Origin of the sequence: Variovorax sp. OAS795 (assembly GCF_040546685.1) — a bacterium.
GTDB lineage: Bacteria > Pseudomonadota > Gammaproteobacteria > Burkholderiales > Burkholderiaceae_C > Variovorax.
In genome coordinates this window covers 211,327-223,187 of sequence record NZ_JBEPOH010000002.1, presented here as the reverse complement: position 1 = coordinate 223,187, position 11,861 = coordinate 211,327, and the positions used below count along the sequence as shown (strand labels likewise).

The following is an 11,861-nucleotide window of genomic DNA, read 5'->3' as shown; positions in this document are numbered from 1 at the left end:
TAGGGGTGCGCCGCGGCGCCTTCCGGCCTCGGCTCAGGGCGCGGGTTTGGCAGCGTGCACGTGGCGCTGTGGCCGCCGGTGGTCGCGATCTTTGGCGGCGCGCACCTGCTTGGAGATCGACGAGACCACCTTGGCCCATTCTTCCGGCGTGAGCAGCAGCGCCGTATGCGAGTGCAGCAGCGTGTCTTCCTTGTCGAGGTGCGTGTACATGACCTGGCGGTGCTGCCGCAACAGGGCCTCGGCCTCCAGGGCCGCACCGGTGTCGCCGGTCTCTGCAAGCTTGAGCTTCGCCTTGGCTTGCAAGAGCAGGCGGCCGCAGCGCTCGCTCTCCGCGTCGAGCTGTTCGAGCAGCTCGTCGGCCTCGTCCGACCTGCCGCGCAGCATGTCGAGCATGACCACGCCCTTGGGACGGTGCGTCGCTTCCTCGAAGGCCTGGAGCCGCTCGATGACCCGGATGGCGGTGCCGGCGCGCCGGTGGATGCAGGGGCCATCCTCATGCGGTTTCGAGACCGCATCGAGCCGGGCCAGCAGCTCCCGTGTGCGAGCGTGCTCGGCGCGCAGGATCACCCACGCGCATTCGGCTGCCAACATGCTTCACCTCCTTCCACCTGCGAACGGCCCGGCGGCATGGCCCCGGGCGATCGGACGGCTAACACCATCGTTCTACAGCGTTGCGGCCCGTCCCGCAAGTGGACCGAGGCGTGACCCGAAGAGGATCAGCCTGCCGAACGCAGATGGCGCATGGGGAGGATCTCGTAGCGTGCGCCGCCGGCCACCACCATCGGATCCTGCGAGGTCAGGGCCTGCATGTCCTCGTCGTCGCCGACCTGGTAGAGCGACAGGCCCCACCCGCCGGCCGGATCGTCCACCGGCCCGTGCGCGACCACCACGCCCTTGCCGAGCAGGTCGTTCAGGAAGGCGCCATGGGCTTTCATCAGCTCGAGTTCCGCGGGCGTCATCGTCGCGAGGAAATCGGCGCGCGGCGGCAAGAACTTGCAGAGGTAATATTTCATTCGAGCTTCCTTGGACGTACACGGGCAATGGGCAAGTCCGCGGTATAGCGCAGCGAGGGCGCCGCGCCGGTCGCGGGTGTGACGATGCGCCTGTGCATCCGGGCTGCCGCAGCTCACGCCTCATCGATCCTGTCCCGCCGCATGGCCCGCCACAGCGCGAGGTCGTAGGTGATCTTCAGCAGTCCGCAGGCAATGAGCGGCAGCGAGATCCACCCGGCCGCAAAAAGCGCGCCGCTGAGCGTCGGGCTGATGGCCGCGGCCAGGCTGCGCGGCACGGCCGTGAAGCTCGCCGCGGCGCTGCGTTCGGCCGGCGTCACGACCGCCATCACATAGGCAGTGCGCGTGGGCACGTCCATCGAGGACAGTGCGCTGCGAACCATCAGCAGGCCGAGCGCGAGCGGCAGGTTCGGCGCCAGCGCGGCCAGCACCAGGCAGACGTTGGCCGGCAGGTGGGTGAAGACCATGGTGTTGAGCAGGCCGATGCGCCGCGCGACCACCGGTGCGGCCAACTGCGAAGCCGCGCCGAGCAGGCCGGTCCAGAAGAAGAACACGCCGGCCTGGGCCAGCGAGAAGCCGAAGCGCTCCAGCAGCCACAGCGACATCAGCGAATTGACCATCAGCCCGCCGGCAAACGCATCGACGCTGAAGAGCGCGGCCAGCCGCACCACGACGCGGCGCGATGGCCCGAGCGGTGCGGGCGCCACAGGCACAGCGCCGGCGTGGCCGCCACCGGCATCGCCCGGCATGTTCCGGTAGAGCCAGAAGACGGCGAGCCCGATCAACGCGTAGACCACGAACATGCCGCGCAGCGCGTCGGGCCGCGCCAGCCCGTGGCGCACCAGCCAGTCGGGCACGGCAGCGGCCAGCGCGCCGATGGCTGCGCACAATGCACCCAGCAGGCTGTAGCGCGCGAACAGCGCCGTGCGCGCATGGCCCTGCGCCGCTGCGGCCAGGCGCGCATGCTCGAGCGGAAGAAACACGCTGACGTCGCCCGAGCTGGGATTGAGCGTGCCGACCAGCGCGACGACCAGCAAGGGCCAGAACGACGAAAGGCCCGCAAAGCCAAGGCCCGTGGCGGCCATCAGCAAGGCCGCAGCCCGGAGAAGCCGTCCGCCCGCGAACCGATAGCCCCAGGCGCCCACTGCGAGCGTGGCCAGCGCGGAGCCCAGCATCGTGGCGGTGCTGACGATCCCGACCTCGAGCGTTCCGAGTCCGATCGAAAGCAGGTACGCGGGCAGCAGCACGGCCATGTACCCGTCGCCGAAGGCGCGCAGCCCGCGCGCGGCAAGCAGCGGCAAGGCGGCAGGATCGACACCGGCAGGCAAGAGGCGCGCGAGGCCTTTCGCGGGGCGGGACAAGGGCGTGGCACTCATCGCGCCTCCTTGATCGAGGCGATGGGCAGGCGCGCAGAAGGCGCGAGGGATGCGAAGGGTGCGTCAGGCAAGGCGGTGTCCACGAAACGGCTTTCGTTGTGAGTCACCAGCGCTTGGACGGGACACCGTCTGACCTTGAAGAACGGGAGGCTGTGTTCCCGTGGGCAAATCGTAGCAGAGCGCAGCGCCCCGGGCACGCTTCTTCATCCGGCGGTGCCGGGCCGCATGGCCTCGAAACCGGGCAGCTTGCGCAGCAGCGCGGTCATCGACTTTGCGGCATGGGCCGGGATGTCCGCGATGTCCACCCAACGGAACTGGTCGACCTCCGGTGTCATCGCGCCCGAGGCATGGTGGGGAAAGAAGCTGGTGCAGCGGCACGCCGCGATGTCGCAGTCGCGGGTGTGCAGGACGACGCGGAACAGGTGCAGGTCCTTGCGCGCCAGGTACGGCATGCGGCCGAGCTCCTGCAGCGAATCCGCGTCCAGTTCGATGCCGGTTTCTTCCTGGACCTCGCGAAGGGCCGCGTCGCGCGCGGACTCGCCCGCTTCGGCGCCGCCCTTCGGAATGTCCCAGTGCTTCTGTCCCGTTGCATGGGCCAGCAGAAGCTGGCCCTGCTCGTTGAAGATGAGCACGCCATAGGAGATGGTCTTCATAGCTTGCCGATTGTCGCCAGCCGCGGGCATCCGCGCCCCGGCAATCCCGCCAAACTTGTTACTCCCGGTCTTCGGCCTGCCGCATCAAACTGTCTTTCCCGGCTCGGCAACGAGCGATGAGCAAGCACCGAATGGCATCGCGCGCCGCAACCGCGCGCCGGCCTTCGCCCAACCCGGAGATTCCAGCGATGAGCACCCTAGCCGATACCGAAGCGAACGGCCGCCAGCCCGCCATGCAGACCCCACCCGTGGTGTCCGCCGAGGCATGGCAGGCCGCCCATGCGCAACTGCTTGTGAAGGAAAAAGCCCAGAGCCGCGCACGCGATGCGCTGGCCGCCGAACGCCGGCGCATGCCGTGGACGGCGGTGGAAAAATCGTACGCCTTCGAAGGGCCCGCGGGCAGGGCCAGCCTGCCCGCGCTGTTCGAAGGCCGGCGCCAGTTGATCGTCTACCGCGCCTTCTTCGAGCCCGGCGTGTTCGGCTGGCCCGACCACGCCTGCCGCGGCTGCTCGATGGTGGCCGACCAGGTGGCGCACCTGGCCCACCTGAACGCGCGCGACACCACGCTCGTCTTCGTCTCGCGGGCGCCGCAGGCGGACATCGCACGGCTGAAGGCGCGCATGGGTTGGGAGATTCCGTGGTTCACCCTCACGGACGGCTTCGATGCCGACTTCGGCGTCGACGAGTGGCACGGCACCAACGTGTTCTACCGCGACGGCGACCGCGTGTACCGCACCTACTTCGTCAACAACCGCGGCGACGAGCAGATGGGCGGCACCTGGAACTACCTGGACATCACGCCGCTTGGCCGGCAGGAAGTCTGGGAGCACTCGCCCCCGGGCTATCCTCAGACGCCGACCTACAAGTGGTGGAACTGGCACGACAACTACGCCGCCGAGACGGCACCCGACAAGACATGGGTCGAGGTGTCGGATGCCGGCGAGGCCGCGTTCCGCGCGCAGGGCCAGTAAGCAGGCGGCCCCTGCATCCTGGCCGAGCGGTCGCCGCTGCGTCGTAACGTCAGCCACCTTGGTCGAAGCGTCGAAAGCACCGGCGATTTCGACGTTCTGCGCGCTGGCAACTGCCAGCCTTCGCTTCTACATTTTTCTTCACGGGGCCGTCTGCCCCGCTGGAGAAAAAAATGTCGAAGCAGCTACAACTCGAGAACGTCCTGGTCCTGGGCGCCGGCAAGGTGGGCAGCACCGTGGCCGACATGGTGGCCGAGTACCACCGCGTGCCCGTGACGCTGGCCGACCAGTGCGCGGGCAAGCTGTCGGGCGATCCGCTGGTGCGGCAGATCCTGCTGGACGTGCAGGACGATGCCGCGCTGGCGCGCGAACTCGCATCGCACACCGTGGTCATCAACGCACTGCCCTTCTTCCTGGCCGCGCGCGTGGCGACGCAGGCCGCGCGGCTGGGCGTGCACTACTTCGACCTCACGGAAGACGTGGCGGCAACGCATGCCATCCGCGAGCTCTCTCGCGAGGCCACCTCGGTGCTGATGCCGCAGAGCGGCCTCGCGCCCGGCGTGGTCGGCATGCTCGGCAGCCATCTCGCGGGCGACTTCGATGCGCTCTACGACCTGCGCCTTCGCGTCGGCGCGCTGACCCGCAATGCCACCAACAGCCTGCGCTACAACTTCACCTGGAGCATCGACGGCGTCATCAACGAGTACTGCAACGCCTGCGATGCGATCGTCAACGGCCAGCTCGTTTCGGTACAGCCGATGGAGGGCCACGAGACCTTCACGCTCGATGCGGAAGCCTTCGAGGCCTTCAACACCTCGGGCGGCCTGGGCACCCTGTGCGAGACGCTGCACGGCAAGGTGCGCAACCTCGACTACAAGACCATCCGCTATCCGGGCCATCGCGACGCGATGAACTTCCTGCTGCACGACCTGCGCCTGATCGAGCGGCGCGACCTGCTGCGCCAGGTGCTCGAGCACGCGGTGCCGCACAGCCGCGAGGACGTTGTCATCGTGTTCGCATCGGCCTCGGGCCTGCGCAGCGGCCGTTTCGAGCAGGAAACCCGCGTAGGCCGCGTCTTCGGCGCCACGCTGCGCGGCAAGGCGCGCACCGCCATCGAGCTCACCACGGCAGCCGGCGTGGTCGGCGTGCTCGAACTGGTGCTGCAGGGCAAGCTGCCGTGCGCGGGCTTCGTGCGGCAGGAGCAGGCGCCGCTCGAGGCTTTTCTTGCGACGCGCGTGGGGCACTACTTCCACGGCCTCGGCGTGGGCGCGTCCAGCCCCGCGCACAAGGAGCTCGCCGAAGCCTGAACGCCCCGCGCGGGCACCGCCGCGGCAGGGCCGAGGCGTGTTCCTGCGCGCGCTGCCTTAGCATCCCGGTCAAACCACTCGAATTCGAGGAGACCGTGCGATGGATGGACGACTGGATGATCTCGACCGCCACCTGTTGAGCCTGCTGCAGGCCAACGCCCGCGAACCGGCCGCCAACCTGGCGCGCAAGCTCAAGATCGCGCGCACCACCGTGGTCGCGCGCATCGCACGGCTCGAGCGCGATGGCGTCGTCGCGGGCTACGGCGTGCGCCTCGGACAGAAGCTCGCGCATGCCGCGGTGTGCGCGATCTGCGGCATCAGCGTCGACGCGAGAAGCGCGCCGGCGGTGATCCGCGCGCTCGAGCGCCTGCCGGAGGTGGAAGAGCTCTCGGCCGTGAGCGGCCAGTTCGACTACATGGTCTTCCTGCGCTGCGAAACGCCCGAAAAACTCGACGTGCTGCTGGACCAGCTCGGCCAGCTCGACGGCATCCACCAGACGCAGACCTCCATCGTGCTGAGCCGCAAGATCGACCGCCGGAGCGCCATCGCCACGGCGCCGGAGCCTGTGGTGCCATGACGGCTGCCCCGCGCGGCTTCCTCGGCGTGCTGATGCTCGACACGCGCTTTCCGCGGCCGCCCGGCGACGTCGGCAATCCCGAGACTTACGCGCGCGCCGGCATTCCCGTGCGCTTTGCCACCGTCCAAGGCGCGTCGCCGCGGCGCATCGTCGAGCAGGCCGACCCGCGGCTGATCCAGCCCTTCATCGAGGCCGCGGTCCGGCTCGCCGCCGACGGTGCGTCGATGATCACCACCAGTTGCGGCTTCCTGGCCGCGTACCAGGCCTTGCTGTCCGACGCGGTCCCTGTGCCGGTCGTGACTTCGAGCCTGCTGCAGGTGCGGCGCCACGCCCATCCGGGCATCGTCACTTTCGATGCGCATTCACTGACGCCGCGCATTCTGCAAGCCGCGGGTGTCCCTGAGGGAACGCCGGTGGCGGGCTTGCGCCCCGGCTGCGAGCTCCATCGCCGCATCCTGAACGACGACACGGTGCTGGACCTCGCCGAAGCGCAGCGCAACGTGGTCGAAGCGGCCATGCGCCTGGTGGAGGCCGATCCCACCGTCGAGCACATCGTGCTCGAATGCACGAACATGCCGCCCTATCGCCAGAGCGTGGCCGCGGCGACGGGCCGCCAGGTGCACGACATCGAGACGCTGATCCTTGAAACCTGGAGCGCTCTCGACGCGCTGCAGAATCGGCCAAGTTAGTCCAGACTACGGCGCATGCCACCCGTGATGCCGCCGACCGGCTCGCGGCGCATCGCACGCGCCGCGCTGCTTCTGCTGTTGCTGCTCGCCCCGCCCCTCGCGGGCGCGCATGCACCGCAGCCCGCGGACGCGCCCGTGGCCGCGATCGGATGGAGCTTCGAGCCCTGGGTGCTGGCCTGTCTCGGCGCGAGCCTGCTGCTGTACGCGGCCGGCCTGTTTCGGCTGTGGCGCAAGGCGGGCGCGGGGCGCGGGCTCGGCATGGCGCGCGCCGCGTCCTTCGGCGCCGGCTGGCTCGCGCTGGTGGTGGCGCTGGTCTCGCCGCTCGATGCGCTCGGCGGCCATCTTTTTTCCGCGCACATGGTGCAGCACGAGGTGCTCATGATCCTGGCGGCACCGCTGCTCGTGATCGGCCGGCCCCTGGCGGTCTGGACCTGGGCGCTGCCCATGGCCTGGCGTGCCCCGGCCGGGCGCTTCGTGCGGCTGCCGGCCGTGGCGGCCACCTGGGACGTGCTGACCTGTGCGCCGGTCGCCTGGGCCCTGCACGGGCTCGCGCTCTGGGTCTGGCACCTGCCGCCGTTCTTCGAGGCCGCGCTGCAGAGCCCGGGCGTGCACACCCTGCAGCATGCGAGCTTTCTGGTGACGGCGCTGCTGTTCTGGTGGCCGCCGCTGGGCGGGGCCTCGCGCGCAGGGCATGGCAGTTCCATGCTGTATCTCTTCACGACCATGGTGCACACCGGCGCTCTCGGCGCACTGCTGACTTTCTCCACCGTGCCCTGGTACCCGGCCTATGGGGCGAGCACGCCGGCGCTCGGCTTCGACCTGCTCGAGGACCAGCGCCTCGGCGGGCTGATCATGTGGGTGCCGGCCGGACTCGCCTACCTGGTGGTGGCGCTCGCGGCCGCCGCACGGCTGCTGCAGGGCGACGCGCCCGCGCACTCTGCCCCCGGCGCCATGCCGCCCCGCTAAGCAGCGGCAAGCGCCCCGGTCCGCTCATCAATGGGGGCCGATGGCCGGTCGGCCTGCGGCCCTACAGCGGCCGGCCCGTGCGCAGCTAAGTTGCTGCTACTCCCCTGTCGGACGGACAGTCCATGCGAAGCCACAACCACACACAGAAGCACAGCGCAGGATGGACCGGCCTCTTGGCCGGCGGCCTCCTGCCGTTCGCAATGGCCTTCGCACAGCCGGCGGCCCCGGCGGACACCCCGCCGCCCGGCGAAGGCGAATGGACGATGGCCGCTGGCGACCCTGCGAGCACGCGATTCAGCCCGCTCGCCCAGATCACGGCCGCCAACGTCTCGAAGCTGCAGCCGGCCTTCACGTTCTCGACGGGCGTGGTGCGCGGACACGAGGCGGCGCCGCTGGTGGTCGGTGGCACGATGTACATCGTCGGCCCCTACCCCAACGTGCTCTTCGCGCTCGACCTCACCCAGCCCGGCGCGCCGCTCAAGTGGAAGTTCGAGCCCAAGCCCGACGCCGGCTCGCAAGGCGTGGCCTGCTGCGACCAGGTCAACCGTGGCGCCGCCTATGCCGATGGCCGCGTGTTCTTCAACACCCTGGACAACCAGACGATCGCGGTCGACGCGGCCAGCGGCACCGAGCTCTGGCGCGCGAAGCTCGGCGACATCCGCGCCGGCGAAACCATGACCATGGCGCCGCTGGTGGTCAAGGGCAAGGTGCTCGTGGGCAACAGCGGCGGCGAGTTCGGCGTGCGCGGCTGGCTCACCGCGCTGGACGCGGCCACGGGCAAGATCGCCTGGCGCGCATGGAGCACCGGGCCCGACAGCGACGTGCTGATCGGCCCGCAGTTCAAGTCCTTCTATGCGCAGGACCGCGGCAAGGACCTGGGGGTGAGCTCGTGGCCGCCCGGGGCCTGGAAGATCGGCGGCGGCAATGTGTGGGGCTGGATCTCGTACGACCCCGGGCTGGACCTCATCTACTACGGCACCGGCAATCCGGGCCCGTGGAATCCCGAACAGCGCCCCGGCGACAACCGCTGGACCGCCGGCATCTTCGCGCGCCGGCCCGACACCGGCGAGGCGGTCTGGTTCTACCAGTTCAGCCCGCACGACCTGCACGACTACGACGGCGTGAACGAGAACATCCTGATCGATGCCGAGGTGGGCGGCAAGGCGCGCAAGGTGCTGGTCCACCCCGACCGCAACGGCCACGTCTACGTGATGGATCGCGCGAGCGGCGAGGTGCTGTCGGCCCAGCCCTTCGTGAAGGTGACGACATCGTCCGGCGTGGACCTGAAGACGGGGCGCCTGCGCTACGACCCCACCAAGGAGCCGAAGGTCGGCAAGACCATCCGCGGGATCTGCCCGGCCTCGCCCGGCGCCAAGGACTGGCAGCCTTCGGCCTATTCACCGCGCACGCGCCTGGTCTACATCCCGCACCAGAACCTGTGCCAGGACAGCCAGTCTTCCCAGGTGAGCTACATCGCGGGCACGCCCTATGTGGGCACCGAGGCGCGGATGTACGGCGGACCGGGCGGCCACCGCGGCCGCTTCACCGCATGGGACCCTGTGGCCGGCAAGGCGAGGTGGTCGAAGGAAGAGAATTTTCCGGTCTGGAGCGGCGCGCTCGCCACCGCCGGCGACGTGGTCTTCTACGGCACCATGGACGGCTGGTTCAAGGCCCTCGACGCCCACACCGGCGCCGTGCGCTGGGAGTTCAAGACCGACTCCGGGATCATCGGCCAGCCGGTGTCCTACCGCGGCCCCGACGGCAAGCAGTACGTGGCCGTGCTCTCGGGTGTCGGGGGCTGGGCCGGCGCGGTGGTCTCCGGAGACCTCGACGCGCGCGACGGCACCGCCGCGCTCGGCTTCGCCAACGCCATGAAGGACCTGCCCACGGCCACGCGCAAGGGCGGCAAGCTCTATGTCTTCAAGCTGCCCGACTGATCTTGCGCGCGCCGCATGCGCCGCCCTGCTCGCGCTGCTGTGCGCGCAGGAGCCTGTTGCAGCCGGCATGCCCGCGGCACTGCGCGTCTGCGCCGAGCCCGACAACCTGCCCTACTCGCGCGAGGACCAGAGCGGCTTCGAGAACCGCATCGCGCGCCTGCTCGCCGACGACCTCGGCCTGCCGCTGCAGTACGCGTGGCTGCCCGACCGCCGCGGCTTCGTGCGCAAGACGCTTGGCGCCAATGCCTGCGACGTGGTCATCGGCGTGCCCGCGGGCGACGAGCGCCTGCTGACCACGCGGCCCTACTACCGCTCGACCTATGTCTTCGTGCAGCACGACACCGGTGCCACGGCCTCCCGCGGGCTGCGCTCGTTCGACGACGCCCGCCTGCCTGCGCTGCGCATCGGCGTGCAGCTGGTCGGCAACAACCTGGCCGCGACACCGCCCGGCCATGTGCTGGCGCGGCACGACGCGGTGCGCCACGTGGTCGGCTTCACGGTGGCCGGCGAAGCGCCGCCGGCGCAGCGCATGGTCGATGCGGTGGCGCGCGGGGAACTCGACGCCGCGGTGGTCTGGGGGCCGCAGGCGGGCTACTTCGCCTCACGCGCCACGCCGCCGCTGCGCATCACCCCGGCCGCGGCACCGGCCGATCCGGACCTGCCGTTCGCGTTCTCGATTGCCATGGGCGTGCGCAAGGGCGACCGCGCGATGAAGGCGCGGCTCGACGACTTCATCGCGCGGCGCGGCGCCGACATCGACCGCATCCTCGACGACCATGCGGTGCCGCGCATGCCGCTTGCGCAGCCGGAGCAGCCATGACGGACAGCGCGGTGCCCTCCCTCGCGATTGCCCTCGCATTGGCCATGGCGCTGGCCGGCTGCGAGCGCGAGATGCGCCGCTTCGAAACGCCGCCGGACAACCAGGCGAGCCCGAGCCCCCAAGCGCCGAGAACCAGTTCGCTGCAACCCGCCGGGCCGCGCGACGACCCGGTGCGCCTGCCCGCGGGCAACGGCCAGGGGTATGAAGACAACGCCTACAGCGTGAGCCAGGGCAAGCGCCTGTACCGCTGGTACAACTGCGCCGGCTGCCACGCGCAGGGCGGCGGCGGCATGGGGCCGGCGCTCACCGACGACCAGTGGCGCTACGGCAGCGAGCCGGCGCAGATCTTCAGCACCATCGTGCAGGGGCGGCCCAACGGCATGCCCTCGTTCGGCGGCCACCTGAACGAAGACCAGGTGTGGCAACTCACCGCCTACGTGCGCTCCATGAGCGGCCAGCTGCGCAAGGACGTGGCGCCGGGCCGCGGCGACACCCTGCAGGCCAACGAACCGGAAGCGGCGCGCGACCCCGAACCGGCGCGCCCGGGGACGAAATGATGGACTCGCTGCACCACGTTCTCGCACCTTTCGGCCCGCAGGCCGGCCATGTGCATGCGCTGTGGATGCTGACGCTCGCGGTCTGCGGGCTGGTGTTCGCGGCCGTGCTCGCGGCCTTGCTGATCGCGCTGATGCGGGCGGGCCGCGGCAATGCGCAGAGCGCGCCCGACCTGTCCACCGTGGGCCGGCCCGAACCCGGCCGGCGCCATGCCGTGGCCGCGGCCCTGGCGGCGTCCACGCTGCTGCTGCTCGTGCTGATTGCGGCCAGCATCTTCACCGACCGCGCGCTCGCGCGGATGTCCACCGACGGCGCCCTGCGGCTCGAGGTCACGGCCCACCAGTGGTGGTGGGAAGTGCGCTACGTGGAGCCGCAGGTGGCCGACAGCTTCATCACGGCAAACGAGATCCACGTGCCCACCGGCCGGCCCGTGATCGTCACGCTCAAGGCCGACGACGTGATCCACAGCTTCTGGGTGCCGAGCCTGGCGGGTAAGAAGGACCTGATTCCGGGCCGCACCACCACGATGAACTTTCGCGCCGACCGCGAAGGCGTGTACCGCGGCCAGTGCGCGGAGTTCTGCGGCTCGCAGCATGCGCTGATGGCCTTCTTCGTGGTGGCCGATGCGCCCGAGCGCTACCAGGCCTGGGCCGCGGCGCAGCGCAGCCCGGCCCCCGAGCCGCCGCCGGGCCCGCCGCTGCGGGGGCGCGAGATCTTCATGCGATCGAGCTGCGCGATGTGCCACGCGATCGACGGCACGCCGGCGCAGGCCGTGCGCGGACCGAACCTCACGCACATGGCCAGCCGCGGCACGCTGGCCGCGGGCAGCCTCTCCAACACGCCGGACGACCTGAAGCGCTGGATCGCCGATCCGCAGCAGATCAAGCCCGGCACCTACATGCCCGCCACCCAGCTCTCGTCCGAGGACATGGACGCACTGGTCGGCTATCTGCAGACGCTGCGCTGACACACACGCCAGGACTCGCCAGGACTCGCCAGGACA

Annotated in this window: 13 protein-coding genes; 9 read left to right on the top strand and 4 right to left on the bottom strand. The window is 70.3% G+C overall.

Annotation, left to right across the window (positions count from 1 at the left end):
• Positions 1-33: 33 nt before the first annotated feature.
• From ABID97_RS26525 to ABID97_RS26510, 4 genes are all read right to left on the bottom strand, one after another.
• Positions 34-591 (bottom strand): hemerythrin domain-containing protein, encoded by a 558-nt coding sequence (locus tag ABID97_RS26525; protein WP_354402204.1) that lies wholly within the window; start codon positions 589-591, stop codon positions 34-36.
• Positions 592-716: 125 nt separating this feature from the next.
• The gene (locus ABID97_RS26520) at positions 717-1,013 is read right to left on the bottom strand and encodes a YciI family protein (protein ID WP_354402202.1); all 297 of its coding nucleotides are present in this window, start codon (positions 1,011-1,013) and stop codon (positions 717-719) included.
• A gap of 113 nt (positions 1,014-1,126) precedes the next feature.
• Positions 1,127-2,386 (bottom strand): MFS transporter, encoded by a 1,260-nt coding sequence (locus ABID97_RS26515; RefSeq protein ID WP_354402200.1) that lies wholly within the window; start codon positions 2,384-2,386, stop codon positions 1,127-1,129.
• A gap of 203 nt (positions 2,387-2,589) precedes the next feature.
• On the bottom strand, positions 2,590-3,039 hold the full coding sequence (locus tag ABID97_RS26510; RefSeq protein ID WP_354402198.1) for an NUDIX hydrolase: 450 nt from the start codon (positions 3,037-3,039) through the stop codon (positions 2,590-2,592).
• Positions 3,040-3,227: 188 nt separating this feature from the next.
• Between ABID97_RS26510 and ABID97_RS26505 the strand changes: the two genes are divergently transcribed.
• From ABID97_RS26505 to coxB, 9 genes are all read left to right on the top strand, one after another.
• On the top strand, positions 3,228-4,010 hold the full coding sequence (locus ABID97_RS26505) for a DUF899 domain-containing protein (RefSeq protein WP_354402196.1): 783 nt from the start codon (positions 3,228-3,230) through the stop codon (positions 4,008-4,010).
• Positions 4,011-4,180: 170 nt separating this feature from the next.
• A complete protein-coding gene (locus ABID97_RS26500) occupies positions 4,181-5,314 on the top strand; it encodes a saccharopine dehydrogenase family protein (RefSeq protein WP_354402195.1) in 1,134 nt (377 codons plus the stop codon).
• 100 nt (positions 5,315-5,414) lie between these two features.
• Positions 5,415-5,891 carry an Lrp/AsnC family transcriptional regulator gene (locus ABID97_RS26495; protein WP_354402193.1) on the top strand — a complete coding sequence of 159 codons (477 nt, stop codon included), beginning with the start codon at positions 5,415-5,417 and terminating at the stop codon, positions 5,889-5,891.
• Entirely contained in the window at positions 5,888-6,580 is a 693-nt protein-coding gene (locus ABID97_RS26490; protein ID WP_354402191.1) for an aspartate/glutamate racemase family protein, read from the top strand. Before ABID97_RS26495 ends, ABID97_RS26490 begins: the two co-directional genes overlap by 4 nt.
• A gap of 15 nt (positions 6,581-6,595) precedes the next feature.
• Positions 6,596-7,546: a cytochrome c oxidase assembly protein gene (locus tag ABID97_RS26485; RefSeq protein ID WP_354402189.1), complete on the top strand. Its 951-nt coding sequence runs from the start codon at positions 6,596-6,598 to the stop codon at positions 7,544-7,546.
• 122 nt (positions 7,547-7,668) lie between these two features.
• Positions 7,669-9,483: a methanol/ethanol family PQQ-dependent dehydrogenase gene (locus ABID97_RS26480; RefSeq protein ID WP_354402188.1), complete on the top strand. Its 1,815-nt coding sequence runs from the start codon at positions 7,669-7,671 to the stop codon at positions 9,481-9,483.
• Positions 9,461-10,303 carry a substrate-binding domain-containing protein gene (locus ABID97_RS26475; RefSeq protein WP_354402186.1) on the top strand — a complete coding sequence of 281 codons (843 nt, stop codon included), beginning with the start codon at positions 9,461-9,463 and terminating at the stop codon, positions 10,301-10,303. The genes ABID97_RS26480 and ABID97_RS26475 overlap by 23 nt, the downstream gene beginning before the upstream one ends.
• Positions 10,300-10,860, top strand: coding sequence for a c-type cytochrome (locus ABID97_RS26470; protein WP_354402184.1), 561 nt, complete (start codon positions 10,300-10,302; stop codon positions 10,858-10,860). The genes ABID97_RS26475 and ABID97_RS26470 overlap by 4 nt, the downstream gene beginning before the upstream one ends.
• Positions 10,857-11,825: a cytochrome c oxidase subunit II gene (gene coxB, locus ABID97_RS26465; RefSeq protein WP_503012828.1), complete on the top strand. Its 969-nt coding sequence runs from the start codon at positions 10,857-10,859 to the stop codon at positions 11,823-11,825. The genes ABID97_RS26470 and coxB overlap by 4 nt, the downstream gene beginning before the upstream one ends.
• Positions 11,826-11,861: the final 36 nt, after the last annotated feature.